The 25957-nt window shown below is 42.7% G+C and carries 25 protein-coding genes; 15 read left to right on the forward strand and 10 right to left on the reverse strand.

Going from position 1 to position 25957, the window contains the following annotated elements:
- The first annotated feature begins 230 nt into the window (after positions 1 to 230).
- From HWQ42_RS33515 to HWQ42_RS33530, 4 genes are all read left to right on the forward strand, one after another.
- A complete protein-coding gene (locus HWQ42_RS33515; RefSeq protein WP_292819943.1) occupies positions 231 to 725 on the forward strand; it encodes a hypothetical protein in 495 nt (164 codons plus the stop codon).
- Positions 726 to 907: 182 nt separating this feature from the next.
- On the forward strand, positions 908 to 1555 hold the full coding sequence (locus tag HWQ42_RS33520; protein ID WP_292819947.1) for a pentapeptide repeat-containing protein: 648 nt from the start codon (positions 908 to 910) through the stop codon (positions 1553 to 1555).
- Positions 1556 to 1989: 434 nt separating this feature from the next.
- Positions 1990 to 2844, forward strand: a complete 855-nt coding sequence (locus HWQ42_RS33525; RefSeq protein ID WP_292819950.1) for a DUF72 domain-containing protein — start codon at positions 1990 to 1992, stop codon at positions 2842 to 2844.
- An 83-nt stretch (positions 2845 to 2927) separates the two neighbouring features.
- Positions 2928 to 3368, forward strand: a complete 441-nt coding sequence (locus HWQ42_RS33530) for a hypothetical protein (protein ID WP_292740407.1) — start codon at positions 2928 to 2930, stop codon at positions 3366 to 3368.
- A 98-nt stretch (positions 3369 to 3466) separates the two neighbouring features.
- On the opposite strand, the gene HWQ42_RS33535 is transcribed toward HWQ42_RS33530, so the two are convergent.
- From HWQ42_RS33535 to HWQ42_RS33550, 4 genes are all read right to left on the reverse strand, one after another.
- Positions 3467 to 3874 carry a VOC family protein gene (locus HWQ42_RS33535; protein ID WP_292819953.1) on the reverse strand — a complete coding sequence of 136 codons (408 nt, stop codon included), beginning with the start codon at positions 3872 to 3874 and terminating at the stop codon, positions 3467 to 3469.
- An 89-nt stretch (positions 3875 to 3963) separates the two neighbouring features.
- The gene (locus HWQ42_RS33540; RefSeq protein WP_292819956.1) at positions 3964 to 4374 is read right to left on the reverse strand and encodes a VOC family protein; all 411 of its coding nucleotides are present in this window, start codon (positions 4372 to 4374) and stop codon (positions 3964 to 3966) included.
- A 22-nt stretch (positions 4375 to 4396) separates the two neighbouring features.
- Complete coding sequence (locus tag HWQ42_RS33545; protein ID WP_292819959.1) at positions 4397 to 4840, reverse strand: nuclear transport factor 2 family protein; 444 nt, start codon at positions 4838 to 4840, stop codon at positions 4397 to 4399.
- Positions 4841 to 4874: 34 nt separating this feature from the next.
- On the reverse strand, positions 4875 to 5234 hold the full coding sequence (locus HWQ42_RS33550) for a YciI family protein (RefSeq protein ID WP_292819962.1): 360 nt from the start codon (positions 5232 to 5234) through the stop codon (positions 4875 to 4877).
- On the opposite strand from HWQ42_RS33550, the gene HWQ42_RS33555 reads away from it, so the two are divergent.
- The 4 genes from HWQ42_RS33555 (at position 5144) to HWQ42_RS33570 (ending at position 10694) form a co-directional block, all read left to right on the forward strand.
- Complete coding sequence (locus HWQ42_RS33555) at positions 5144 to 6724, forward strand: RNA polymerase sigma factor (RefSeq protein ID WP_292819965.1); 1581 nt, start codon at positions 5144 to 5146, stop codon at positions 6722 to 6724. The genes HWQ42_RS33550 and HWQ42_RS33555 overlap by 91 nt on opposite strands.
- A gap of 633 nt (positions 6725 to 7357) precedes the next feature.
- On the forward strand, positions 7358 to 7798 hold the full coding sequence (locus HWQ42_RS33560) for a sulfur transferase domain-containing protein (RefSeq protein WP_292819968.1): 441 nt from the start codon (positions 7358 to 7360) through the stop codon (positions 7796 to 7798).
- Positions 7795 to 9015, forward strand: coding sequence for a chromate efflux transporter (gene chrA / locus HWQ42_RS33565; protein ID WP_292819971.1), 1221 nt, complete (start codon positions 7795 to 7797; stop codon positions 9013 to 9015). Before HWQ42_RS33560 ends, chrA begins: the two co-directional genes overlap by 4 nt.
- Before the next feature lie 461 nt (positions 9016 to 9476).
- Positions 9477 to 10694: a glutathione S-transferase family protein gene (locus tag HWQ42_RS33570; protein WP_292819974.1), complete on the forward strand. Its 1218-nt coding sequence runs from the start codon at positions 9477 to 9479 to the stop codon at positions 10692 to 10694.
- A 207-nt stretch (positions 10695 to 10901) separates the two neighbouring features.
- Here the strand turns inward: HWQ42_RS33570 and HWQ42_RS33575 are convergent, their stop codons facing one another.
- The 5 genes from HWQ42_RS33575 to HWQ42_RS33595 all read right to left on the reverse strand — a co-directional run bounded on the left by HWQ42_RS33575 (position 10902) and on the right by HWQ42_RS33595 (position 17208).
- Positions 10902 to 12209 carry a CO2 hydration protein gene (locus tag HWQ42_RS33575; protein ID WP_292740386.1) on the reverse strand — a complete coding sequence of 436 codons (1308 nt, stop codon included), beginning with the start codon at positions 12207 to 12209 and terminating at the stop codon, positions 10902 to 10904.
- 134 nt (positions 12210 to 12343) lie between these two features.
- Positions 12344 to 13840 (reverse strand): NADH-quinone oxidoreductase subunit M, encoded by a 1497-nt coding sequence (locus HWQ42_RS33580; RefSeq protein ID WP_292819977.1) that lies wholly within the window; start codon positions 13838 to 13840, stop codon positions 12344 to 12346.
- Positions 13841 to 14008: 168 nt separating this feature from the next.
- Positions 14009 to 14725 carry a carbonic anhydrase gene (locus HWQ42_RS33585; RefSeq protein WP_292819980.1) on the reverse strand — a complete coding sequence of 239 codons (717 nt, stop codon included), beginning with the start codon at positions 14723 to 14725 and terminating at the stop codon, positions 14009 to 14011.
- 51 nt (positions 14726 to 14776) lie between these two features.
- Positions 14777 to 16654, reverse strand: coding sequence for an NAD(P)H-quinone oxidoreductase subunit F (locus HWQ42_RS33590; RefSeq protein ID WP_292819983.1), 1878 nt, complete (start codon positions 16652 to 16654; stop codon positions 14777 to 14779).
- A gap of 368 nt (positions 16655 to 17022) precedes the next feature.
- Positions 17023 to 17208 (reverse strand): hypothetical protein, encoded by a 186-nt coding sequence (locus tag HWQ42_RS33595; protein ID WP_292740378.1) that lies wholly within the window; start codon positions 17206 to 17208, stop codon positions 17023 to 17025.
- 137 nt (positions 17209 to 17345) lie between these two features.
- Between HWQ42_RS33595 and HWQ42_RS33600 the strand changes: the two genes are divergently transcribed.
- The 6 genes from HWQ42_RS33600 to HWQ42_RS33625 all read left to right on the forward strand — a co-directional run bounded on the left by HWQ42_RS33600 (position 17346) and on the right by HWQ42_RS33625 (position 23313).
- Positions 17346 to 17609 (forward strand): hypothetical protein, encoded by a 264-nt coding sequence (locus HWQ42_RS33600; RefSeq protein WP_292819986.1) that lies wholly within the window; start codon positions 17346 to 17348, stop codon positions 17607 to 17609.
- A gap of 78 nt (positions 17610 to 17687) precedes the next feature.
- Positions 17688 to 17891 (forward strand): hypothetical protein, encoded by a 204-nt coding sequence (locus HWQ42_RS33605; protein ID WP_292819989.1) that lies wholly within the window; start codon positions 17688 to 17690, stop codon positions 17889 to 17891.
- A gap of 75 nt (positions 17892 to 17966) precedes the next feature.
- Positions 17967 to 19955 carry a pentapeptide repeat-containing protein gene (locus HWQ42_RS33610; RefSeq protein WP_292819992.1) on the forward strand — a complete coding sequence of 663 codons (1989 nt, stop codon included), beginning with the start codon at positions 17967 to 17969 and terminating at the stop codon, positions 19953 to 19955.
- 332 nt (positions 19956 to 20287) lie between these two features.
- Positions 20288 to 21835: an FAD-binding oxidoreductase gene (locus HWQ42_RS33615; RefSeq protein ID WP_292819995.1), complete on the forward strand. Its 1548-nt coding sequence runs from the start codon at positions 20288 to 20290 to the stop codon at positions 21833 to 21835.
- Between the two features lie 23 nt (positions 21836 to 21858).
- Positions 21859 to 22563 carry an actin-binding WH2 domain-containing protein gene (locus tag HWQ42_RS33620; protein ID WP_292819998.1) on the forward strand — a complete coding sequence of 235 codons (705 nt, stop codon included), beginning with the start codon at positions 21859 to 21861 and terminating at the stop codon, positions 22561 to 22563.
- Positions 22564 to 22605: 42 nt separating this feature from the next.
- A complete protein-coding gene (locus tag HWQ42_RS33625) occupies positions 22606 to 23313 on the forward strand; it encodes an actin-binding WH2 domain-containing protein (RefSeq protein WP_292820001.1) in 708 nt (235 codons plus the stop codon).
- A 387-nt stretch (positions 23314 to 23700) separates the two neighbouring features.
- On the opposite strand, the gene HWQ42_RS33630 is transcribed toward HWQ42_RS33625, so the two are convergent.
- Positions 23701 to 24123 carry a lysozyme inhibitor LprI family protein gene (locus HWQ42_RS33630; protein WP_292820005.1) on the reverse strand — a complete coding sequence of 141 codons (423 nt, stop codon included), beginning with the start codon at positions 24121 to 24123 and terminating at the stop codon, positions 23701 to 23703.
- A 742-nt stretch (positions 24124 to 24865) separates the two neighbouring features.
- Here HWQ42_RS33630 and crtR point away from each other — a divergent pair.
- Positions 24866 to 25927, forward strand: coding sequence for a beta-carotene hydroxylase (crtR, locus tag HWQ42_RS33635; protein ID WP_292738423.1), 1062 nt, complete (start codon positions 24866 to 24868; stop codon positions 25925 to 25927).
- Positions 25928 to 25957: the final 30 nt, after the last annotated feature.

Genomic DNA, 25957 nt, shown 5'->3' on the forward strand with positions numbered 1-25957 from the left:
TGTTCTGATTGTACTAGTTGCTTATTTGCGTAGACGAAAAAAGCGGCTGGTCATTAGACATCACAATAGTTATATAACCTCAGAAGAAAAAGCCAGGATTGAGAAGTTAAAATATATAATTCTCGTGACTTCATCTTACGAAAGCTTATTGCAGGGAATTGACAACCGCCATACATTATTACCCAAGTCCTCATTGACCAGATCAATTTTTTAGGATCATCAGTCTCATTATGCCCAGTTCCAAAATCTTAACCCAATCTTTCGACTATTATGGAGCTTACCCCTGCCCAGTCTGTCGAATAGGTAAGATTTATCACATGCCATTGATGGAAGCTATGGCTTGTGATTTTTGCCAAGAGATTTTTACAGTTAACTTAGAACAACAGCAAATCAAGATGCCTTCTAGGCAACCACCTTTAACTTGGCGTTGGAATGGGTTTAGTTGGACAGAAGGCCAGTTAGAAGGTGTGGAATTAGGTTGGGGTTATGGATTAGCAGCAGCAGTTTTTATAATTCTTCCCACTACTCTAATTGGCATAGTAGCTTACTATTTTCCTGCTAATCTGAAGGAACCCATTACCTGGATGCCATATATTTGGACAATATTAACCTTCTTATCACATTTATCAATTATTGTTTGGATTTATATTGAAGTCTATCAAATTCCAGTTGCAGCATATTTTCGAGCGATCGCTCGATGGAGAAATGGAGAGATGGGTAGATGAGAAATCAATTAAAAATTAAAAATTAAAAATTAAAAAACTTCTGCCCCCTGCCCCCTGCTCCCTGCCTCCTGCCCCCTGCCCCTGCCTTCCTCTTTCCCAAAGCCCCATAATCCATAACAAATGATGCAGCGTATAAATCACTCCATCCTCATAATTAAGTTGATTGTCCACCAAAATATCGTATGAGCGATCTGGAGCGGTACTATAGAGTTTTGGAATTAGAGCCTGGAGCAACACTTGAAGAAGTGAACCAGGCTTACAAAGATTTAGTCTTTGTTTGGCATCCCGATCGCATTCCCAAAGACAATCTCCGTTTACAGCAGAAAGCCCAAGACAAGCTGAAAGCCATAAATGAAGCTCGTGAAAAGTTGCGCTCTTTAAAAACCAAACCTCAAGCCACATTTAACTCACCGCCACCTCAACAGGAAAAACCATCTCAAACAACCCAGCGTCCACCAAAGCAAAACTCAGACTTGAGTGGCAAAGACTACAGTCGGGCAAATTTGAGCAATAAAGACTTATCTGGCAGAAATCTAAGTTATGCCAATTTGAGCGGCGCTAATCTCAGTGATACCTTTATGCACAAAGTCAACCTTAGAGGTGCAAATTTATCTGAAGCAAATTTATTTCGGGCAAATCTACTTTTAGCCGATCTTAGAGAGGCGAATTTACGCGCTGCTAATTTGATTGGAGCGGATCTCAGTGGTGCCGACTTGCGAGGAGCCGACTTGACGGGAGCGCGGATTCGTTCTGGTGAGCGGCTTCTGGTTAAATTAGTTGGTACTAACTTAGCAGGGGCAATTATGCCTGATGGTTCAATTTATCAATAAGTTAAGTTGTGCCATAACACCAAAAGCCTCATGTAAAGATGCGATTTATCGCGTCTTAAAAGACCAATATATCCACACCAATAACCTTTAAGTAAAACGTATTGGTGCATAAATGACTTCTATGCAATGCGATTGAAAACTGCTATATGCCTGTTTGCTTGCCTAAAACACTAAAATGAATACGTGATCTACTGAAAAGAGAAAGCAATATGCCTTTTTGCTTGCTGAATCTACCGAAATGCGAAAGCAATCAAGCATTTTCAGAAAGCAATATGCCTTTTTGCTTGCTGAATCTACCGAAATGAGAAAGCAATCAAGCATTTTGATAAAAAATCTGTGATTTTTTTTCACAAGTCGGGAATCTGACCTAGCTTTATCCATCCCTACAACCTGCGTGTACAATTGAATATGATACATCAAGGCTTTTAGGCATTGTGAACTTTTTTATCGGTTGTGCTGTTTGGGCATATAAAGGTTGGGTAGGCGAACTCTATCCCCAAGGTACTCGCACTGCTGATTTTCTCCATCTCTACAGTCGTCGCTTCACTACTGTAGAAGGTAACACTACCTTTTATGCCGTGCCTAACCAAGAAACTGTAACCCGTTGGGCTGCTGAAACACCAGCAGGGTTTGAATTCTGTCTAAAATTACCGCGAGATATTACCCATCAAGGGTTGCTAAAACCTTATATACCAGCTGCTTTAAAATTTCTGGAGGGGATGCGCCCATTGGGTAAGCATCTTGGCCCAATTTTTGCTCAGTTACCACCTAGTTATGCACCTGCATTACTTGATGATTTGACCAACTTTCTAGAAGCTTGGCCGCATACAGAAACATCTCTAGCAGTGGAAGTTCGGCATCCCGACTGGTTCAAGGAACCCCATGCTAGTAATTTGACAGCGCTTTTAGAAAAGTTAGGTGTCGGACGGGTACTGTTAGATTCACGTCCCATTTACACTGGAGATGATGACCCCCAGTTGCAATCGGAACGGCGCAAACCTAAATTGCCGCTGCAATTGAGTGTGACAGCACCTTTTACTCTGATTCGGTTTATTTCTCATCCGAATTTATCAGTGAATCAGCCATTTATGGAAGAGTGGGTGAGGCAGATTCAGCAATGGTTACAGATGGGAGTGCGAATTTATTTCTTTGTCCATTGTCCAATAGAAGCGCGATCGCCCAGTACAGCCCGTCACTTCCAACAGCTATTGGAACAGAGTGGTACACCAGTTCCACCCCTACCTTGGAATAACCTTGAGCATCCCCCTAATCAACTCAGTTTATGGTGATCGTATTTAGTAGATAATTGGTGTTGTAATACTTTTCTGTTAAAGAAAAATTTTTCAGAGTAGTTCCACCAAAGGAGGTTGAGATGAGTCGTCTTCTTTATGAAAAATCAGTCTCATATAAAGGATATCTCATCATTCCATTTATTTTTGGCAAGGCGGATAATTACGAAATTTATTCGTATAAAATGCTATCTGAAATTGGGCACAGAAGCAAATTTCACAAAGCAGAAAATCCAGCAGAAATCTATGGAAGTGACGTTAGTAACATTATTGATATTGCTAAAGAGCATATCGATCAAAATTCCGAGTTTGTTCATCGGGGGGATAGTTTTAAGTCTCGCTATGTTTATCGAAACAATTTGATTATCATCTTTCAAGAAGGAGACAAATATTTTTATGACCATTACCCACCAGAGTTATTGAATAATATTGCAGCTCCAAAGTTATTCAAATCTGAATATGAATGTCTGAATTGGATTAAGCAAGGCTTTGGTGGGCGACATCTGCGGCAAAGAGTGATTTGAAGCAGGTAGGAGTATTTGCATTTGTGTATTACAGCTATTTTCAAGTAAATAGCTGTAATTTGGAATTTTGCTTTGCAGCATTATTTCAATGTCTGCAATCAACCTTGATTTATTGCACTTGGCTCCATGTAGATAATTTCCCAAATGTGGCCATCTAAGTCAGCAAATCCATGTCCATACATAAAACCGTGATCTTGCGGTTCATTGTAGGTTGTTCCACCAGCGGCGACAGCCTTGCGAACTATTTCATCAACTTGTTCTCGGCTATCAGAAGATAAACACACAAGCACTTCTGTGCTTTTTGTGGCATCACAAATTTCTTTGGGAGTAAACGTCTTAAACTTTTCATACGTCAAGAGCATGACGAAAATGTTTTCGGACACAATCATACAGGTGGCAGTTTCGTCAGTGAATTGAGGATTAAACTCAAAGCCGAGTTGAGTAAAGAATTCGATCGATTGATTGAGGTTTTTAACTGGCAGATTAACAAAAATTTGAGTACTCATGGATTCTTCTTTTGAATTATTGCACAGTGAAGGATTGGCGAAGCGCTGAAGTTTTACAGGGGAGCCGCTTATGGGCGCCTCCCCACAAATCAAGCAGTTTTCTGGCAGTTGACCATCCACGGAATGCCGAATTGATCGACCAACATCCCAAAGCGGACAGACCAAAAGGTTTGATCGATCGGCATCTTCACTTTTCCGTTTTCTGCCAGGATATGAAAGATGCGTTCTGCCTCCCCTGGCTCGTCAACGCTGATTTGCACGTAGAAGCCTTGGGGTGTTTCAAAATACCCAGGCGGGCTGTCAGACCCCATCAAGAGGCGATCGCCCAGATCGAGGCAGACGTGCATGATTTTGTCATGCCATCCGGCAGGTATATGCTCGGCTGAGGGCGCATCTCCGTGCGTGAGCATCATGACAATTTTGCCGCCAAGACAGTGTTCATAGAACTTGAACGCTGCCTCACAGTTGCCGTTGAACATGAGATAAGGATTGAGTTTCATTGCCTTGGCTCAGTAGATTGGGCTATGGGTTTAACGTGAATACAGCTTGAGAGGTCTCTGGATCAAATGGAACCGAGAGGTGTTCGTGTAATATCTGCCATTCGCCTTGATTTTTCTGGCAGACAGCGGTGACGCGCATCCACGTCTGCATTGCCGGATGGTCTTGGGTTCCTGTGAAGCGAAATAGCCAATGTGCAACCGCTAAGTCTTCACTGACGGTAATCTTCAGGTCTCGTGTTTCAATCTCAAAGGTGTCGGGGAAGTAAGGCAAACATTCTTTCCACACTTGACCCCAAGCATCTTTTCCTTGGGTTTGGAAAGGAGGTTTAACATCGAAGACGATGACCTCGGTGGCGTAGTGGGACATGATTTGCTCAACATCCTTGGCGGAGATAGCACATTGTTGCTCGGCAATTAGTTGGCGAATCTGAACTTCGTTAGTTGCGATCGTGCTTTTAGTTGTCATTGTCATCTCTCCTTTTGGGTTGATGTTGGTGCAGTTACGAATTCTCTGGCAAACCTGCAACTTCAATCACAGGTCGAATTTCAACAGTGCCAACGCGCGCGCCTGGAATCCTCGCGGCGATCGCGATCGCTTCGTCGAGATCCTGAGCATTAATCAGAAAAAAACCGCCCAATTGTTCGCGGGTTTCTGCAAACGGCCCGTCAGTTACTAGCGGTTTGCCGTCGCGCACCCGAACGCTGGTTGCAGTGGCCACAGAGTGAAGTGGGGCGGTCGCGAGATACTGCCCCTTCGAGTTGAGTTGTTGTGCCAGTTGCGCGGATTCTACATAACAATCTTCCCGTTCGGTTTGGCTCAGGGCATTTTCCTCCAGGTAAATCAGCAGCAAATATTTCATGGGGTTGCCTCCTTTATTTCCCGTTGTTACTTCCCTTTGTCAGTAAGTCGAACGGTGCTGGCTCAAATCGACACTCCGCCAAAAATTTTTATCGTTTAGTACGATCGGGGTATACCTCCCTTGTTCCCTTCTTTCGTAAGTCGAACGGTGCTGCCTCAATTCGACACCTCGCCAAAAATTTTTATCGAGGAAAAGATAAAAATTGCCTCCTGCCCCCTGCCCCCTTCAATTCAGGTATGATCCCAAACGCAAAAACAGACGTAAAACAAGCGATCGCCTCCCTTTACCGGGCTGAATGGGGGCGGATCGTCGCCATCCTCATCCGGTTGGTGGGGGATTTCGATGTGGCTGAAGAAGCGGTACAGGAAGCCTTTATAGCCGCCGTGAATCAATGGCAGTCCAGCGGCGTGCCCGATCTTCCCCGTGCGTGGATCGTCAAAACAGCCCGATCCAAAGCCATTGATCGCCTCCGACGGCGGACACGCCTAACGGAAAAATTGGAATGGTACGCCGCCTCCGGGTTAATCCCAACCCGTGAGGAGCCAACTTACGATACAGACGAAATTCCAGACGATCGGCTGCGGCTGATCTTTACTTGCTGCCACCCAGCACTGGCGATCGAGGCGCAGGTTGCTTTAACGCTGCGGCTGCTGGGCGGACTTGAGACAGATGAAATTGCGCGGGCGTTTCTCGTGCCCACGGCAACGATGGCGCAACGGTTGGTACGCGCCAAGCGCAAGATTCGGGATGCAGGTATTCCCTATAAAGTGCCGGAAACAACCGATCTGTCTGTGCGGGTAGATGCAGTGCTGACGGCGATCTATCTGATTTTCAATGAGGGCTACGCGACGACTAGGGGCGAGACGATGGTGAGGGCTGACCTCTGCACAGAGGCGATTCGGCTGGGTCGCCTCGTGAGGACGTTGATGGCACCGCAACCGCCCTCAGAAGTGACTGCACTCTTGGCGCTGATGTTGCTGCACGACTCCCGGCGCGATGCCCGTTTGGATGAGGTGGGCGATCTGGTGTTGCTTGAAGATCAGGATCGTCGTCGCTGGAACCAACAGCAGATTGCTGAGGCGCTACCGCTTGTTGAGGAGTCACTGCGGGGTGGAACTGGCCCGTTTGGAGTACAAGCAGCGATCGCGGCACTACATTGTCAAGCAGCACAAGCAGAAGAAACGGACTGGTTACAAATTGTCCGCCTCTATGATTTGCTCGAACGCTTGCAGCCCTCGCCGATTGTGTCGCTGAACCGGGCGGTGGCGATCTCAATGATAGAGAGTCCTCAGACGGCTCTCGGACTCATTGATAGGCTTGCTTCCCAACTTAATGACTACCATCTATTTCACGCCACCCGTGCCGAGATGCTGCGCCGCATCGGAGCCTCAGCGTCAGCCGCAGAGAGCTACGCGATCGCGCTCATGCTGGTTACAAATGACAGCGAACGCCGCTTTCTGGAGCGTCGGCTGCGCGAAGTTCAGCCCTAATGTCCAGTAAGCTAATCGTCATTTAAATTGCATCATTTTCATGGTAATAACCTATTCATATTTACCGTGGTGTAACCAAATACCAAAGGATAGGGGAATTTTACCAAGAAGCGATCGCCTACGGCGGGCGGGTAGGCCATCGCATAGTAGAAATATATACAAATCTAAAGACTTTATTAAATAGATACCCAGGTAGAAAAGGGGTAGTTCTCCGCTATCTTTCTGCAAGCGATTCAGGGATGATTAATTCTATAGAAAAGCGCTAGCAAAAATTTTAGGCTGGCATTTAATAAACCGCATATAAATCAAAGCCCTGAACTTTTATCAGGGCTTTTTAAATTTAAGCCGAGCAATCGCAGCCTTTTGAGTCTGATTATTTCGTTGAAGCGATCAATTATTTATACAGTAGTGCTAGTGCTGAAAGACTGATGGCAAGACTGGGAAAATTGATGCTGCGAGAAAACCGTGATTTTCATGTCATTCAAGAAATAGAAGCTGCTTTGCGTCAGTATTCTTTACCTCGGTCAAGGCATTTGCATTTTAGGCGAAAGCATCCTACGAAAATTGCTCTATAAATAAATAGTCTACAGAATAAACTACTATAAAGCTATCGGAATAGTGTTTTTAAAGATTATGAGCAACACTAAAAAAGTTAGTGACGACTTGAGCGCTGCTGGACAACTAACTTCTGAAGAGTTAAAACAGGCAGCCCAAGAGGGATTTAAGTCAGTGCTGAACCTGCGTTTTCCCGATGAACCAGGTTTTCTCAGTGACGAACAGCAGCAAGCTCAAGCGGCTGGACTGCAATATGCTAATGTGCCATTAAAGCCTTCAGAAGCAAATCAAGAGCAAACAGATTTAGCAATTCAGGAAATTGAGAACTTACCCAAACCAATTTTAATTCACTGTGCTGCTGGAGCAAGGGCTGGTGGTATCGCCTTGATTGCCAATGCTATTAGTGAAGGTCTGACTTATGAGGAAATTAGTCAGAAAGCTCAAGAGCTTGGTTTAAATTTAGAACAACCCCACCTCAAGCAATTCCTACTTGAAAAGTATATTGCCAAGCAAAAATGACTAACTCAGCACCAAGTCGTTTGGGTGAACTCGCCAACTTGTTTTTTAAATTGGGTGTCATCGGCTTTGGAGGCCCGGTTGCCCATATTGCCATGATTGAAGATGAAGTGGTTAAGCGGCGTCAATGGTTGACAAGGGAGCATTTTCTAGATTTGCTGGGCGCAACTAACCTAATTCCTGGGCCCAATTCCACAGAAATGGCTATCCACATAGGATACATCTATGCAGGATGGCTGGGGCTGATTGTGTCAGGCGTTTGTTTCGTCTTACCTGCGGTTCTAATTACTGGTGGGTTTGCTTGGGTTTATGTTGCCTACGGTACTCTACCCCAAATTGCTCCCTTACTTTATGGCATTAAACCGGCTGTTTTAGCAATCATCATCAATGCCCTGTGGGGCTTGGCCAAAAAGGCTGTGAAAACTCGCCAATTACTAGTAATTGCTTTCGCTGTGGCATTGCTAACATTGTTATTGAAATTAAATGAAGTAATTGCCCTATTAATTGGGGGATTGCTGGGTATGGTTTGGTTACATTCTGGCGATAAAAACGACAAACCAGGAGATAAAGCCAACTTTCTGATTGCTAGTCTCAGCACAGGTGCAACCTTGAAAGCATCCGCTGTACTTGCGGCATCAGTAGCTACTGCATCGACTGTAGCCAACGTTTCTCTATGGCAGTTGGGTTGGTTTTTTCTGAAAGTTGGTAGTGTCTTGTTTGGTGGTGGCTACCTGTTGGTGGCTTTTCTGCAAGGGGGATTAGTTCAAGAATACGGCTGGCTGACACAACAGCAGTTATTAGATGCGATCGCAATTGGTCAATTTACCCCTGGGCCAGTACTTTCCACCGCTACGTTTATCGGTTATCTCATTGCTGGCATACCTGGTGCAATTGTTGCCACCATTGGAATTTTTCTACCTTCTTTTGTTTTCGTTGCTACCCTAAATCCCCTAATCCCCCGTTTACGAGCCTCTTCTTGGACTAGAGCATTTTTGGATGCTGTGAATGTTAGTGCTGTAGCCCTAATGGTTGTGACTACTCTGCAACTGGGAACAGCGACTTTAACATTACCACAAGCCCCATTTGTAGATTTTCTCGGTTTAGCGATCGCGATCGTCTCAGCCATTTTAGCTATTCACTTTCGCATCAATGCTGCATGGCTAGTCTTTGGTAGCGCTTTCATTGGATGGGGTGCTTCACTCTTGGGCTACACTCGATGAAATTGCAAGTATTTTAGATTACTAGCAGATATTAGCTTGACTTTATACACTTAAACGAATAAGTGTATTTTTTGATTTAAGCTTTCTATCCTGTCTATGACTCAAATTGATAGAGATTTTTCTGATTTTGACGGCTTAAGTAAGTCAAAAAACAGATATATTAAATCTTGCTTTCAAACTATTTTCATGTGATAATCACTATTAACTCCGGCAAATACACTTATTTACAGTAGTTAATGATTGGAATTCAAAAATTTAGCTTTTTATCTATTTAAAAATAGATGTAGGTTGAGTTTCGCTTTGCTCAACCAAACATTGATCGGAGTATTGGGTTTCGTTCCTCAACTCAACCTACAATTTTTTTGCAGCAATTTAGCCTTGCCACGCCACTACTTATATTTACTTTATAAATCACTCTGACTCATTTGTGGAAACAAAATTAACTTAAATTAAGGTGAAATATGTCAATTCAAGACACAGTATCTAATTGGGAACAACTGTTAGAAATTGCCCAAAAAAATACCCCGGCTCGACGGGTGCGTAGACCAGGGCAATCTCCTTCTACCGCTCCCATTCCTAGCAGTCTTCATAAACTGCCACCAGACACAGAACCGCCAGTACTGCTCTACCGCGATACTAACTCTTGGTGTCCATTTTGCGAACGGGTTTGGTTTGCTCTCGAAGAAAAAGAAATTCCCTTTGCAACAGAGTTTATCGACTTGACTAACAAGCCTAAATGGTATACCGATTTAGTGCCTACAACCCTTGTCCCTGCTGCAAAAATTGAAGACAAGTTAGTTTATGAATCCAAAGATATTCTGTTAGCCTTAGAAGAAAGATTTGGGCCAACCTTGCTTCCTGAAGACCCAGAGGAAAACACCGTTGCAAGACAGTGGCTTGAGGATGCTGAAACCAATGGTGTGAGAGATATCGCCTACAAATTTCTCAGACAACCCCCAGAAGATCCGCATGAATTAGCAAGCTTACAAGCAGCTTTTGAAGCGAAATTAGACGAACTAGAGCAACTTCTCGGAAAGTATCCTGGCCCCTACTTTTTGTCAACATTTAGCGTCGTAGATATTACCTATAGTCCCCATTTAGACAGATTGGCGGCTAACTTACCCGTTTATCGGGGATATCAACTCAAGGGAAATCCCCGCTATCCTCGGATTAACGCTTGGTTTGAAGCGCTCAAACAGCGTCCCGCTTATCACCGCGTCAAATCGGATGATACCACCAACAATTTACTTTTGCGTCGTCGGTGGGGCGTGACACCAATCGGCAATCCTTCGCCACCTGACCCGGCTATTAGCCAAGAAATCCAATTTCGGGCAGAAGCGGCTGAAAGGTTGACTGATAACCGAGAAGTTGCTTTAGGAGATATTCTGAAAAACTCCGGGGTGCAAGCATTGGCGGTCAATGGCGACACAACAGCCGTTAAAGAAGCGGTTGATTTTCACCTCAGATTGCTGGCTGACTATCTTATCAATGGCAATGGTGCAGCATTACCGTGGGGACGTGTGGGTGGTAAAGATAATGCCGACCCCACTGCGGCTGCGGTTGGTGCTATCACACTGGCCTATGTGAGAAATCGCATCTGTGCGCCACGGGATATGAGTGCTGGTGCGGCAACTGCATTCCGGGCAGCAGCTGATAAAGTGTTGGCATCTCTTTATTAGCCAATACAGTTCAGTTAAGCATTTCTTTCTTCTCTTTGCGTCCTTGGCGTCCTTGGCGGTTCGTTAAAAAAAATTGACTTTGACAAAGAGTTTTAGGCTTAACTGAACCGTATTGCTTTATTAGCGATCGCATCTCCAAGTCATTTGCAAAAAAATGTAGAGACGTAGCAGTGATACGTCTCTACAAAGGTTTTAGGTGGAGATATCTTATCGATAATCTTGACTTTGAATGCTTCCTAAACGAGCAGCATCACGAATATTGTAGTCAGCACGAGTAAAGCGATTTAGCTGCATTTCAAAAAAGTCTCGATTAGCTTGTAAATGCTTGGGATTTTGGTCATCTAAAGGATATAAAAGTGCAGTTCGTAAAGCTTGAATTACCGCAGAAGTAACACAATACATTGACCGTTGAAAACTAACTCCCAACTGAATCAACATATCTTCTTCACCCCGGCAATGTTGGCTGTAGTAATCAATAAGATATGGTGGCAAAAAATGCAACATATCTTGCATTAATAATGTGGGAGGAATGCCAGCAGTACCGACTGGAAACACATCAGCGTAAAGAATACCATAGTGAAAATCTTTCTGGTCTTCTGGTACTTGACGCGCTTGAGCATTATAAGATTTTGTTCCTCGGAAGGGTGCAGTGCGGTAGAAAACTGCTTCTACGTAAGGTAATGCAGCTTCATATAACCACATGAAACCCTTGGATTTGGGCACAATTTCGTAGCATTCACCACGAATATAAACGTGATGGTAAATGGGACGACCTGCGATCGCAAATATACCATTAACTAAAAAACTCATTGCCTCTGGGACGCTGCTAATGGTACCTTCGTCATAGCGATCGGACATTTCAAAGAATACCGGGGCCATGACTTCCCAGAATAAGCCCAGATTAGCGTAGTATGACATCTGGCGGCACTGTTCCAAAAACATATCGGGAAACAGCTTGTAAAGTCCCAGCATGACTGGGTTCCCTTGGAAGTAAGCTTTAATTGCCTTATCGGCGTTGGCTTTGTATTCTTCAGAATCTAGATAAGGGTCAAATTGTCCACCCATCCCTCTGTGCCACAACATCGCCCGCATACAAGCTTCCGCAAATTCCATGTTAATGCGATCGTGGAACAAGTGATGCAATAACTTCGGCATTTTGAAAGTTTCACCTTTTTCGATAAATGCCAAAAGTTCTGGATGTGCAGTAGCTTCGCCACGCCAAATTCGTAAATCGGCATCATCGCCGGCGTAATGATTATGCAGTTCTAAATACTCTTTGGGCAAGAAGTATTTAAAGAAGGGAAGCGGGTTTAAAAATTCGCGTTCGGCAATATAAAGTAGGTCACGCCAGTAGAAATCCATCGGTACAGCATAAGCTTTATATAAACCGATAATTTGCATCAAATTTTCTGGAGTATCGGGTAACATTGCACCGCCTGCTTCTAAGCGGTGAATTACTTCGGCAAATTCGTGTTTTGAAGGGGGTAATTTAATTGCTGTTTTAATTGCTGTCATAGTAATCGTAAATTGGTAGAGACGCGATTTATCGCGTCTGGGGGATAGGTTTTGAAACGCAATTTATCGCGTTTGGGGGGATAGATTTTGAGACGCGATAAATCGCCGTCTCTACAAGTGTTTTGATGTATTTTCTATTTCAGTGCTACTTCAGAGATTACGGTTTTTTCTAAAGAGGGAATTGCAGCCACCATTGTTGTAGTTGTGGATTCACTCCAACGCACTAACCAAGTGGGTTGTACTCCCAAAAAGATGATGAAAGCTGCCAAAATTAAAGCTGGTATTTTCTCAGACCAAAGAACTTTGGGATAGTAAGCGAAGTTATCGAGTCTGCCAAAACAGGTGCGGTTGAGGAGGATGACAAAATAAACTGCGGTTAATCCACTAGCGACTACACACAAAATTGTCGGGATGGGAAAGGCAGAGAAACTACCTTGAAAGACGAGAAATTCGGCAATAAATCCTGTTAAACCGGGAATACCTGCGCTAGCCATTCCACTTAAAACTAATAAAGCGCTAATTAAGGGTATACCGCGTATAGGACTCATTAAACCATTGAGTTTATCTAACTCGCGTGTACCGACTTTGGCTTCCACGACTCCCACCAAGTGGAAGAGAATCGCCAGGATGATACCGTGGCTGAACATTTGGGCGACTGCACCAACGAGTGCTAAGGGAGTACTAGCGGCACCAGCTAGCAAGATATAGCCCATGTGACCAACGGAACTGTATGCTACCATGCGCTTGATATCTGTTTGAGCGATCGCAATTACTGCCCCATAGATGGCGCTGATTGCTCCCCACATTGCTAAAGTCGGTGCAATAATGCTCCAAGCGTGGGGAAACATACCTAACCCAAATCGCAGCAGTCCATAGGTTCCCAGCTTTGCCAACACGCCACCGAGAAGAATGGCGATTGGTGCTGAAGCCTCAACGTAAGCATCGGGTAGCCAAGTATGGAAGGGAATTAAGGGTATTTTAATGCCAAAACCTAAAACTATTCCTGCTAGTAAAAGGATTTGTTTTGCTGTTGACAGATTTTCTGTAGAGACGGCATCAAAAGCAAAATTGGTAGAACCACTCAGCCACACCATACCCAAGAATGTCGCTAGAATTAAGGCTCCCGAAACAGCAGTATAAATCAGGAATTTCATTCCAGCATAACCCCGTTTTGCACCTCCCCAAATGGAAATTAGCAAATAGAAGGGGATTAATTCTAGTTCGTAAAATAGGAAGAATAGCAGCAAATTCTCTGCTAGAAAAGCACCTGCAACTCCTCCACTAACTAATAAAATCATGGAGTAGAACAGCCGGGGACGTTCAGTTTCTTTACTACTGCTGTAAATAGCAATCCAGGTGAGCAGGCTATTTAACACCAACATCAAGATAGAAAGACCATCAACACCTATTTGATAGCTCAAACCAAGGGTTTCATTCCAAGGTAAATACTCTTTAAATTGCATTCCTGGATTGCTGATATCAAATTTTAGCAGGATAAACAGGTTCCAGAAGAGAACTATTCCTGAAAAGATTAATGCTATTAAACGAATGCGATTCTTAGGTATGCTTACAGGTAATATTGCTACGAGAATAGCAGCAAAAATCGGGAGCCAAATCAAGACACTTAACATAGTAATTTTGTCCTTTGTTCTTTGTTATTTGTCTTTTGTCTTTTGTTCTTGATGACTTATTCTTAGCCAATGACCAATACAACTCTTTGAGAGGCTGCGCCAAGACTGCGCGGTAGTTGAGCGCAGTCGAAACTCAGTACAAGTGACTAATCACAAAGGACAAAAAAGCTAACTTACTATACTGATTTTTCCAGTATCTAAATCGTAATAACCACCGACTATTTTCAGTTTTTCTGCCTTGATTAATTCAGATAAAACTGTCGATGATTTCAACTTTTTAACTTGCGCTAAAATATTTGCTTTACAAGCGTTTTCTAACTTATCTCCCTCTTTATCTTTTGAGCTTTCTACACTTGGTTTAATTGCTTCAAGTAAACTTCCAATTCGCCCTGGCACTTCAGCACCTTTAATTGCGGCCTCTACCGCACCACATCTTTCATGACCCATTACCAGGATGACTTTAGTACCTAATACTAAGCTGCCAAATTCTAAGCTACCAATTTGCTGTGTTGTGGCAATATTACCAGCTATCCGGCAGACAAATAAATCTCCAAGTCCTTGGTCAAAAACAATCTCTGAAGGTACTCGTGAATCTGCACAGCCTAAAATAGAAGCAAAGGGCTTTTGACCTTTGGCAACTTCGACTAAACGTGAATGAGTTTGGTTAGGATTGCGACGTTTTGCTTGAACAAATCTTTCATTACCATCTAATAATTCTTGCAATGCCTTGTCGGGGGTAATCTCATCTTCTGCTGGGGCTTTTTTTTCGGCTGCAAGTAAGTTTGAGGTAAGTCCGGCAGTCAATACACCTGTACCGATCGCACCTGCACCAAACTTCAATAAACCTCTTCTGGAAAGATTGATTTGGGGATGTTGTCTGCTCACGAAATTCTCCTCACAATATTAAACTGTTAGCTTTTTGTAGGATAGTTACTGCTATCCAATTGTCGAGATTTGAAAAACCATATTTAAAAATTGCATTCCCCAAAATGGCCAAGTTACCCACATTCCTAAAAGACTCACTCCTAGAAGAACAGTGAGTGCATAAAACTGGGTTTGTCCAGAGTTGCTGTATTTGAGACCTTCACCACCTAATAGCGAAAATAAACCAACGAAATTAACGATGCCATCGACTACAAAGCGGTCAATCATATCGGCAAGTTGGGAAATTTTGGCAACTCCAAAAATTATGGTCATTTTATAGAGTTTGGGGGTATAAAAGTCGTATGCGATTAAGTCTTGTAACCCTTTCCAAGGGAGGCGAATCGGTTTAGGAATGTTGCTTAAATAAATTATGCCAGTGATGCTACAACCGAAAATACTCGACCAATTTAAAAGTAGTGCGACATCTTTATTTAGGCTTGCCCAATCTGGTAAAAGTGATAAATTTTGTAAGATGAAAGGAAGATGTAGATTAAAGCCAAGTAGAATCATCATCGGCAGAATCATCGGCCAGTGAGCTTCAGGCGATCGCTCTGTCATTTGTGTAGCTTTACCGCCAAAAACTAAAACGAATTCTCTGGTTAAACTCACGGCTGTCAAAGCATTTACCGCGACTATTACTCCCACTAACCAAGGTTGAGTTTCCCACAACCCATCTGCTAATTCCATCAGCGCCCAAAAGCTACCCAGTGGTGGAAAACCAATTAACCCCAAACTGCCGACAATAAAGGCGATCGCAGAAATCGGGCGACGCTTCCACAGTCCACCCATTTGGGTTACGTCTTGGGTGATGCTATTCCAGATAATTCCGCCCGTACTCATCACCAATAGTGCTGCGGATATGGCGTGGGTGAGGACTAACAATAGCGCCGCTTCGTCTTGTCGCACTCCCACGGCGATGAATATTAAACCCATGTATGCGCTGACAGAATAGGATTGACAGCGTTTCATATCGATTTGAGCGATCGCAATTAACGAAGCACCCACGGCTGTCACCGCACCAATCGCAACCATCGCCGAGGAAGCGATAGGCGAGATGGTTAACACAGGTTGCAATTTAATCAGCACCCATGCACCACTAGCTACTACTACCGAGTTCCGCAAAATCGTACTGGGAACAGGGCCTTCCATCGCTTCATCTAGCCATAAATGCAGGGGAAATTGGGCACATTTACCCATCGGCCCAGCAATTAAAGCTAAACTTACCAGCGCCATAGTTGTCGGGTTGACGTTAGCAGTAGCCGCCCATTCAGCTAATTCTGTATAATTCCAAGTTCCAGCTAAAGGCCATAATGCCAACACGCCCATCAACAAGAATAAGTCTCCCACCCGTTTAGTTAAAAACGCATCTCTTGCACCTGAAACTACCAACGGCTGGCTAAACCATAAGCCGACTAGTAGATAGGTTCCCAGCGTCAGGACTTCCAAAATTACATAGCTGAAGAACAAGTTATTACACAAAGCAAGGGCACATAATCCCGCTTCAAATAATCCTAATAAAGAATAGAAGCGTCCCCAACCCCAATCCATTTCCATGTAGCCGATCGCATAAATCTGCGCCAGCAAATTCAAGCCAGTAATCACAACTAAAGCGCTGACGCTGACTGAGGATATATCCAAAGCAATGGTTAAATCTAAACCAGCCGTAGATAACCACGGAATAAATACTTCTTGGGCTGGATAATTCCAAGTTGCTTGTAAGGCGATCGCACTATGTACAAACGCCAAAAATGTCATCACCAAATTTACATAACCCGCCGGTCTTGGCCCCGTTTTCCGAATGATCCCTGGCGACCAAGGGACGGCTAACAAACCACCTATTAAGGCATAGCACGGAACTAGCCAAACAGTCTCTAGTAGAAACTGAGCCATTAACTTACCTCTAAATTTGTCATCAAAAATTATGGGTTTTGAGTCAACTGGCGTTGATCCCAGTTAACCCAGGGATGTCTACGACGGACGACGCCTACGCAGAACATACAAATTTATGTTTATTTAATTTTGTTAGAAACAGCTTACCGTTATATCTGTCAAAATGGAATTAGTTAATTAAATAAATTTAGGATAATAACTCTAATTATTTCTTATATAATCAACTATTTCAACAATGAATAATAGGTATTTATTCTTATCTATGCATCGAATGAGGGATGAATCAATAGTTATCATTAGTTTTATCAATTCATATAAATGACAAGAGACGCGATTGATTGCGTCTCTACAAATCGACTAAAGATAATTTATATTTGGGTGATTTTGTCAACCTGCCAGTGAGAGATAGTAATGGCAGGTGGTGAGTCAACTTGGCTGATGGGGGCGGGTTTCATGTCTCGGTAGTCCAGGAGTTGGACTACGATGAGGTAAGCGATCGCTAAAATGATCGAAATCGCACCTGTAAGAATAGCAATTAATTTTGAACGTTCCATGAGTATTTCCTGTAATGCAAGTTGTTATGCAGTGCCTATATCCACATAATAGACTCGGCTATAGCTTCTGGGCGTGAGCGAACCGCAGTTTAGCAGATAAAATATTAACAACCTGAAAGCGACATTGAGCTATTGCGATGACAACGAAACAAGCTATCTTTGACGCTATTGAACAACTGCCAGAGCAACACCTAAAAGACGTGTTGCAGTATGTTCAACAACTTGCACGTACCCAAAAATTACCAGCATCTAACCCACACACCCAAAGCAGCGATCGCCTTGCAAATTTCATCGGCGCAGTATCTCACGGTTCTCTAGCTGCCCACTTAGACGCAAACCTAACCCCCAACCCCTTCCCTTGTAGGGAAGGGGAGCAAAAATCAAAGCCTCTCTCCTTTTAGGAGAGAGGTTTGGAGAGAGGTCAAAATATTAAGTCGCACATCGAGTTTTAATATAAAAGTAAGTGCAAAAATGAGCCTTTGAAGCTCGACGTTGACCTTCTGAAGCTCGACGTTGACCTTCTGAGCCTCGAAGTTGCACCTTTGATCCTCGAAGTTGCGGCTTTTAACCTCAACGTTGACCTTCTGAGGCTCAACGATGACCTTCTGAGGCTCAACGATGACCTTCTGAGGCTCGAAGTTGCACCTTTTATCCTCGAAGTTGCGCCTTTTAGCCTCAACTAACAAATATATCTAACCATTCCTGAATTTACAGGAGTGAGCGTGTAGTAAAATTTGCTCACCTCCGTAAAGTGAAACATGGCTTTAGACTTCTCCGGTCAAAATCTTCGAGGACGCAACTTCAAAGGTAGACAAGACCTTGCGGGTGCAAACTTTAGCTATGCCGATATCCGAGGGGCAAACTTCACCAATGCTAATTTAACAGGTGCAAACTTCAGCCATGCCAAAGCTGGACTGCAACTACATTGGGCAATTCTCCTAGTCCTTGTCTCGTGGCTGTTGTCGGGACTTTCAGGATTTTTATGGGCTGTCAACGGTTATTTGGTATCACGAATATTTGATACTTCCGGCTTAGAGTTTCAGATTGCCGGCTGGGCTGCCCTAATCGTATTAATTGCCTTTTTCTTCATCACAATTCGCCAAGGAGTAGCAGCTGGTTTAGGAGCCTTAGCCGTAGCCCTCGCCGTAGTGTTCGCCGTAGTCATAGCCGGAACCCTAGCCGGAGCCGGAACCGTAACCGGGGTCATACTCGGAGCCGCAGCCATAGCTGGAGTTATAGCCGCAGCCATAGCCATAGCCGGAGCCATAGCCGCAGCCATAGCCGCAGCCGTAGCCGCAGCCAGAACCGGAGCTAGAGCCGCAGCCGTAGCCGTAGCCGGAACATTAGTTAGCATTTACATCAGTTGGCGAGCTATGAAAGGAGATCAAAAGCACTCTTTGTCTTTGGTTCGTAATATAGCGATCGCTTTTGCTGCAACAGGAGGTACAAGTTTTCGTGGCGCTAATTTAACCAATGCTGATTTCACCCAAGCCACACTCAAAAGTACAGATTTCCGAAACACTATTCTTATCTGTAGCCGTTGGTATCAAGCCAAAATGCTTGACCGTGTTCGTCCTGGCTCAACTTATCTTCAAAACTCACAAGTACGTCAACTGCTGGTTACAGGACAGGGACAGGATAAGAATTTTTACCGTGAAAACCTGCGGGGTATCAACTTACAAAAAGCAAATTTAGCAGATGCCAGCTTTATTGGCGCTGACCTCAGTGAAGCCAATTTGCAAGATGCCAATTTGTCAAGAGCAAAACTAAAGCAAACGCAACTAGACGGCACCGATTTAACAGGTGCAACCCTCACCGGCGCGTACATCGAAGATTGGGGCATTACAAATACAACTAAATTGCATGGGGTAAGGTGTGAATATGTCTTTATGCGCTTACCCACCAAAGAAGACCCCGACCCGCTCCGCAAACCTGATAATAAACAAGAGGTATTTGCAGACGGGGATTTTGCCAACTTTATCAAGCCAATTTTTGACACCCTCGACCTTTACCATAATCAAGGCGTTGACCCCCGCGCTGTTGCCATAGCTTTCAAAAATCTTGCCGAAAACCATCCCGAAGCCGAGTTAGAAATCGTGGCAATGGAGAAACGCGGCGATGATAAAATCTTGCTCAGAGCCAAAACCGCCGCAGGTATCGATAAATCTCAACTCAGTGCAGAATATTTTGATGATTATAATCAACTCAAAGCTTTATCGCAGAGTCAGCAATTATTACTTGTAGAAAAAGATCAGCGCATTATTAGTTTAGAAAATATGGTAGATACTGCTCTCAAGCAGCCTAAATTTTATACACAAGGAAATACCAACATGTCAGATATCAGCGGCATCAATATTGAAGGTAGCAGTAATGTTAGCGGTATCGCTGGCAATAATTCTATTGCTAATCTAGGAACCATTAGCGGTAATGTGAGTATTGCCCTCAATCAGTTACCTGATGCAACCGATGCCGAGAAACCAGGAATTAAAGAATTATTGTCGCAGTTGCAAGATGCAATCATCCAATCCACATATTTATCAGAAGAAGACAAAACCGAAGCGCTAGAACAGGTAAACACTTTGGCAGAAGCGGGTAAAAATCCTCAAGAATCCACTAAGCAGAAGACAGCAAAAACTGCAATCACCATGTTGAAAGGGATATTTACAGGCTTACCTGCTGTTGCTTCTCTGGTGGAAGCGACTAATAAATTATTGCCTGCGATTTCTAAACTATTCGGTTTGGGATAATTTAACGTGAGTTAGACAAACCTCTCGCAGCCTTAAATTAAAGCTCAATTCTCTCTCTCCGACTCGGCTACGGTGTATACACAAGTCGAATTACCCCCCTTAATCCCCCCTTGGAAAGGGGGGAAAAAAGAAATCTAGTTCCCTCCCCTTTACAAGGGGAGGGTTAGGGTGGGGTAAAAACCAGATTCGTAAACTACTTCAGACTTGTCTGTACACCGAAGCCGACTTGGAGACGGACGTTTTTAGGTAGTAAAACCAGAGAGAGGTTTTTTGATTCAGCTACTTTTTTCATTCTCAGGTAGTTTTGGAATGTAGAGTTAAATTTTTCCAAAATGTCTTTAACTGAAGAAATTCTTTCCCAATTACCCGGCGATGTTTTAGGAGGATTGCGCCAAGGCGATCGCATTCTCACATCTCTGCGCGAAAACACTGCACCCACACCACAGTTAGTTAAAGAAAATCAACAATCTTTAGGCGTTGTAGACTTTGATGTGCTTATCTGCGGTGGCACTTTAGGGATTTTAATCGGTTGCGCCTTGGCGGTGAAGGGGTTGCGGGTAGCGTTGCTGGAACGGGGAATTTTGCGGGGGAGGGAACAAGAGTGGAATATTTCTCGCAAAGAATTAGATGTATTTGTGGAATTGAACTTGCTAACTGAGGAAGAATTAGCAAGTGCGATCGCCACTCAATATAACCCAGCGCGAGTTAGTTTTGCTGGCGGTACAGAAGTTTGGGTAGAGGATGTCTTGAATATCGGCGTAGATCCAGTTTATCTACTAGCTACCTTGAAAACCCGATTTCTCGCCGCCGATGGAAAGTTATTAGAAAACACACCTTTTACCGAAGCAGTGGTTCATCCCGATGGGGTGATGGTAAATAACCAATTTAAAACTCGGTTATTAATTGATGCTATGGGACATTTTTCACCCATCAGCCAACAAGCACGCCAAGGCAAAAAACCAGATGCGCTGTGCTTAGTTGTGGGAAGTTGCGCTCAAGGTTTTCCAGAAAATAACTCAGGCGACTTATTATTATCATTCACATCTTTGCAGAATCAATGCCAGTACTTCTGGGAAGCCTTCCCAGCCAGGGATGGCAGAACCACTTACTTGTTTACCTACATGGATGCAGAACCCCAACGTTTGAGTTTAGAAGCTATGTTTGAGGAATATCTGCGTCTTCTTCCAGAATATCAGGGAGTGGAGTTGAGCAACCTGAAATTTCAACGGGCACTATTTGGTTTCTTTCCCACCTATCGCCAAAGTCCGCTAAAAACTCCTTGGAATCGCATTCTACCAGCCGGAGATAGCAGTGGTAATCAATCTCCCTTGAGTTTTGGTGGTTTTGGAGCGATGGTGCGTCACCTGAAGCGTTTAACTTATGGCATTTCCGAAGCGCTGGAAACGGAACAATTATCTGCAAATGCGTTAACACTGCTGCAACCTTATCAACCGAGTTTGACTGTTACCTGGTTATTTCAAAGGGCGATGAGTGTTGGTGTAAATCAGAAAATTGCCCCAGATCAAATTAACCAATTACTCTCAGCGGTATTTCAGGAAATGCAACAGTTGGGTACACCAGTGCTAAAACCATTTTTACAAGATATCGTGCAGTTTTCGGCACTGACGCAAACACTGTTAAAAACTGGTTTATATCATCCTGGGATAGTTGCCAAGATAATTCCGCAAGTAGGTTTGGCAAGTTTGTTAGATTGGATGTTACATTACAGTAATTTAGGTGTATACACTGCCTTGTTTTCGCTAAGTCCAATGCTAGAAACATGGATTAAGAATCAACCAAAAGAACAACAATATTATTGGCATCGTTTGATTGATGCTTGGAAGTATGGTTCTGGCGGTGATTACTCAGATGAAACTTAGAATTTTATCGGTGTGAGGATAACATGATGGAACGGAAATCATCAGGAATCAAATACTTTGCAGTGCTGATTGGATTCCTGCGCGATCGCCAAGGTTTTCTAGAGGAAATTCGCCAAGGTACGAGATTACCAAATAAAATCATTTCGCTGCTGGTTTGCAGTTCCTTATTTATCGCTGCTTATGGCGGAATCATTGGTGCATACCATAGCTGGATGCAAGCTTTGTCTTCCGCCATTAAACTCCCAGCCCTTTATTTAATCACACTTTTGATTTGTATACCGACGTTGTTCTTTGCGAACATTATTTTTGGTTCCAAACGGAGTTTTGCCCAGCATTTAGCATTAGTCTTAACTGCGGTTTCAGTCACGAGCGTACTTTTATTTAGCTTTGCTCCAATCACACTCTTTTTCTTAATTACCACCAATAATTACCAATTTTTAATTCTGTTAAATGTCTTTATCTTTGCCATGACTGGATTTATTGGTGTTTCGTCTTTGTATCAAGCCACGAGTTTAGTTTTAGAACAAGATGATGAAGGTAGTAAAACCCGCCAGAAAATTTTGCAATTTTGGCTATTTCTTTATGCTTTCGTAGGCAGTCAGTTAGGATGGACTCTCAGACCGTTTTTTGGCACACCTGGTTCTGTGTTTGAACTATTCCGCGAAAGAGAAGGTAATTTCTATTTAAGCGTCATTAAATCTCTTAGCTATCTCTTTGGATTCCGTTAATTAGTCATTAGCAATTCCACAAAATATACAAACTATAAAATCATGCTGAAAAAGCAAAATCGCGGAATTCAACAATTTGGGGTTTTGGTTAATTTACTGCGCGATCGCCAGTCATTCTTAGAAGAAATTCGTCAGGGAGTCCGGTTACAAAATAAAATCAGTTCTCTATTCGTATCTAGTTCTATCTTCTTTGCCCTTTATGGAGCAATTATCGGTGCATCCCACAGTTGGGGACAAGCATTATCAGGTGCTATTAAGCTTCCAGCATTTTATTTATTAACACTGATTATTTGTTTCCCAACTTTGTTCTTTTTTAATGTTTTGTTTGGTTCTCGGAGCAGTATTCTACAGCATTTCGTTGTATTACTCACATCTGTATCAGTAATTAGTGTACTTTTATTTAGCTTGGCACCAGTTACGCTATTTTTTCTAATCACTACACCCGATTCTTATCAATTTTTTAAACTGCTGAATGTATTTATTTTTGGGATTACAGGCGTATTTGGCGTGAAGTTCCTGTATGAAGGAATGCAATTACTTTCTCAACAAGATGAAGTTGGTAAAAAAACCCGCACCACTATTTTAAGATCCTGGTTATTGCTTTATGCTTTTGTTGGTATGCAGTTAGGATGGTTTCTCAGACCGTTTTTTGGTGCCCCTGACTCGAAATTTGAGTTATTTCGGGCAGTGAAAGGCAACTTTTATTTGGATATTGTAACGGCGATTTCCGAAATTTTAGGTTTACGTTAATCTCAGAAAAAGATAATTAGTCTAGTTCCCAGTGACAACTAGTAGTTAATAAAAACCTAGCTTAATAAAACTTTCCTTCTTCCCAGGCTGCCGCCTGAGAATGGATTATTGAGTCTCTGATACCAATTCTCCATGAAGATGCACTAAATTATAAGAGACAAGTGATGAACCAACTTCACAAACGTCTAAATCAGCCTGAAGGATTTAAAAGTTAGAGCCAAATTCGAGAGTGGCTTACTCAAGAATGACTCAATATACCTCTTGCACAAATGAAAATTTCAAAGTCCCTCTCCCAAGCTGGGGAGAGGAATTTAGGGTGAGGGCTTTTGATCTATGCAAGAAGTCTAATCTCTAAAAGCTTCTTCTAGATTGACTTTCAGCTTCAGCTTAAGGATCGGTTTTGAGAGATTCTTGTAATTGTTGGGTACGCAGTTTTGTGGTATTTTCCAAACAACCAAAATAAATGGTAGAGGCAATACTTCCGCCCTCATATCTGCTTCTCTCAAACTCACAATTGGTATCTCTAAACTTGATCCATGCTAGTTGTGCAGCAATCAATTTTTGTTTTCTAGGCCTTTCTAATGAAGATATCAATTGTTGATAAACCTGATTCAGTTTTTTATCTGCATTCTGATAAGACAACTTGGTACATTCATTAATTCCAGCTTGCGTTTGAGGATTATTGCAGTTTAACTTTTGAACTAAGCGCATCTCAGATAAATCCGGCGTTGTGCCTGCTATTGTCATGGCGGAGGGATTTAAACTGCTGAGAGTTAGTATACTTGACAAAACTAGTAATAATTGACGCATAGCAAAATTTTTGTTGTTAAGTATAGAAATTTGATATTTTTGATAGCCTCGAACTCAGAATCAGAGTAGGAAGTGGTATGCTCCACAAACAAGTCTCATGCTTCATTCTGGCTACCAGTACACTCCAGGGATGGAGTTTTGGCTAAAAGAAGAAGACAGCAACTGTATGGAATCGAAAGGAGATAAGCGATCGCAAGTATATATACTTATTGCATCAGTTAGGAAAAAAGATGATTTTTTTATTTAAGCAAATAAAATATGCATTTTTGTTAAAAGTATGATATCTGTGTCGAAAATATTTTTATTATACGTCAAATTCTGACAAAACTCTTGCATTGATCGTTCAAATAACTGTATTCTTTATATTGTTGGAAATTGTTTTTTACAAAATCAATAACAAAGCACAATTTCAGCACATCGCAAAAAACATTGACTGGGCAAATCGATAAATATCGATATCAAACCAAAATCTATGTATGCCGTTGTCGCTGGCATTATGAGTAACAGGAGCAACTCCCGAAATGAAAAATCAAATATTTTGTTTATGTGTGTAGTGTAGCAAGGAATTCAAAATTTTTACTATTCCCTATCTCTTACAGTCCATACCTAATTTGAATAGAGAAGAGTATTGGCTAAATTTCCAATCTTTTCATCTCTCTAATCGGGGCAAGAAATTTATTCTGTGCTGGCTGAGTTTGGGATTTCAAACCCATTTTATCAACGAATCAAGACCAGGAAAATTATGGCCTCTTTAGATCCTAATTTTTTTGACATCCCGGACAAAAGCCTAATCATCATCGACCCAGCCGTTGATGACTATAAAAAGCTAAATGGCAACAACTTGGAAGTCATCTTTAAAGACGTAGTAGATACAGAAGTAAGAACGGTAACTTCAAAAGCACAAAAACTGCTGAAAGCTCCACCGAAGGAATTGTTAGCGCCTCCTGGTGATTTCAATCCTACACTATTACTGTTTTTTGCATCTGTGACAGTGCTGGTGTCATCTCATTGCGGTTACTGGCTTTGGCAATGGCCAGACTGGCTGTGTTTTGTTTCTAACATTATTGCCTTGCATTGTGCTGGAACAGTAATTCATGATGCTTGTCACCAATCTGCCCACCGGAATCGAGTAATTAATGCCATACTAGGGCATGGTAGCGCCCTGATGCTAGGGTTCGTTTTCCCAGTGTTTACACGAGTACATTTGCAGCATCATGCTCATGTCAACGATCCCAAAGATGACCCAGATCATTTTGTTTCTACAGGTGGCCCGCTGTGGATGATTGCATTTCGATTCTTGTCCCACGAGGTGTTTTTCTTTCGACGACGACTGTGGCGCAAATATGAACTATGGGAATGGTTAATTAGCCGCTTAATTGTTGTTGCAATTGTTTATATCTCAGTTCAGTATCATTTTTTAATGTATGTTCTCAATTTTTGGGTTGTACCTTCTGGTATCGTGGGATTAATAGTGGGCTTGTTTTTTGATTATTTGCCCCATCGTCCCTTTGTTGAACGCGATCGCTGGAAAAATGCTCGTGTATACCCCAGCCCAATTCTTAACATCCTAATTTTAGGTCAGAACTACCATTTAATTCATCATTTATGGACTTGTATTCCTTGGTACAAATATCAGTCTACATACTATCTGATGAAGCCTTTGTTAGATGAAAAAGGCTGTTATCAAACTTCAGGGTTGCTACAAAAGAAAGACTTTTTAGAGTTTATTTACGACATCTTTGTAGGAATTCGCTTTTCTCATCAAAAAACTAAAAATCAAGATGAATCACAAAGTCGTAAATAAGCATTAACTAGTGAATTAGTTATTCGTCAT

Source organism: Nostoc sp. JL23 (assembly GCF_017115065.1).
GTDB classification, from domain to species: Bacteria; Cyanobacteriota; Cyanobacteriia; order Cyanobacteriales; family Nostocaceae; genus Nostoc; species Nostoc punctiforme_A.

Excerpts from the sequence above, each read along its gene's own strand:
- HWQ42_RS33625 (WP_292820001.1), top strand. The coding sequence starts at position 22,606 with ATGCTGAAAAAGCAAAATCGCGGAATTCAACAATTTGGGGTTTTGGTT.
- HWQ42_RS33520 (WP_292819947.1), top strand. The coding sequence starts at position 908 with ATGAGCGATCTGGAGCGGTACTATAGAGTTTTGGAATTAGAGCCTGGA.
- crtR (WP_292738423.1), top strand. The coding sequence starts at position 24,866 with ATGGCCTCTTTAGATCCTAATTTTTTTGACATCCCGGACAAAAGCCTA.
- HWQ42_RS33535 (WP_292819953.1), bottom strand. The coding sequence starts at position 3,874 with ATGAGTACTCAAATTTTTGTTAATCTGCCAGTTAAAAACCTCAATCAA.
- HWQ42_RS33515 (WP_292819943.1), top strand. The coding sequence starts at position 231 with ATGCCCAGTTCCAAAATCTTAACCCAATCTTTCGACTATTATGGAGCT.
- HWQ42_RS33610 (WP_292819992.1), top strand. The coding sequence starts at position 17,967 with ATGGCTTTAGACTTCTCCGGTCAAAATCTTCGAGGACGCAACTTCAAA.
- HWQ42_RS33545 (WP_292819959.1), bottom strand. The coding sequence starts at position 4,840 with ATGACAACTAAAAGCACGATCGCAACTAACGAAGTTCAGATTCGCCAA.
- chrA (WP_292819971.1), top strand. The coding sequence starts at position 7,795 with ATGACTAACTCAGCACCAAGTCGTTTGGGTGAACTCGCCAACTTGTTT.
- HWQ42_RS33580 (WP_292819977.1), bottom strand. The coding sequence starts at position 13,840 with ATGTTAAGTGTCTTGATTTGGCTCCCGATTTTTGCTGCTATTCTCGTA.
- HWQ42_RS33575 (WP_292740386.1), bottom strand. The coding sequence starts at position 12,209 with ATGACAGCAATTAAAACAGCAATTAAATTACCCCCTTCAAAACACGAA.
- HWQ42_RS33540 (WP_292819956.1), bottom strand. The coding sequence starts at position 4,374 with ATGAAACTCAATCCTTATCTCATGTTCAACGGCAACTGTGAGGCAGCG.
- HWQ42_RS33530 (WP_292740407.1), top strand. The coding sequence starts at position 2,928 with ATGAGTCGTCTTCTTTATGAAAAATCAGTCTCATATAAAGGATATCTC.
- HWQ42_RS33590 (WP_292819983.1), bottom strand. The coding sequence starts at position 16,654 with ATGGCTCAGTTTCTACTAGAGACTGTTTGGCTAGTTCCGTGCTATGCC.
- HWQ42_RS33630 (WP_292820005.1), bottom strand. The coding sequence starts at position 24,123 with ATGCGTCAATTATTACTAGTTTTGTCAAGTATACTAACTCTCAGCAGT.
- HWQ42_RS33595 (WP_292740378.1), bottom strand. The coding sequence starts at position 17,208 with ATGGAACGTTCAAAATTAATTGCTATTCTTACAGGTGCGATTTCGATC.
- HWQ42_RS33570 (WP_292819974.1), top strand. The coding sequence starts at position 9,477 with ATGTCAATTCAAGACACAGTATCTAATTGGGAACAACTGTTAGAAATT.
- HWQ42_RS33550 (WP_292819962.1), bottom strand. The coding sequence starts at position 5,234 with ATGAAATATTTGCTGCTGATTTACCTGGAGGAAAATGCCCTGAGCCAA.
- HWQ42_RS33615 (WP_292819995.1), top strand. The coding sequence starts at position 20,288 with ATGTCTTTAACTGAAGAAATTCTTTCCCAATTACCCGGCGATGTTTTA.
- HWQ42_RS33560 (WP_292819968.1), top strand. The coding sequence starts at position 7,358 with ATGAGCAACACTAAAAAAGTTAGTGACGACTTGAGCGCTGCTGGACAA.
- HWQ42_RS33600 (WP_292819986.1), top strand. The coding sequence starts at position 17,346 with ATGACAACGAAACAAGCTATCTTTGACGCTATTGAACAACTGCCAGAG.
- HWQ42_RS33620 (WP_292819998.1), top strand. The coding sequence starts at position 21,859 with ATGATGGAACGGAAATCATCAGGAATCAAATACTTTGCAGTGCTGATT.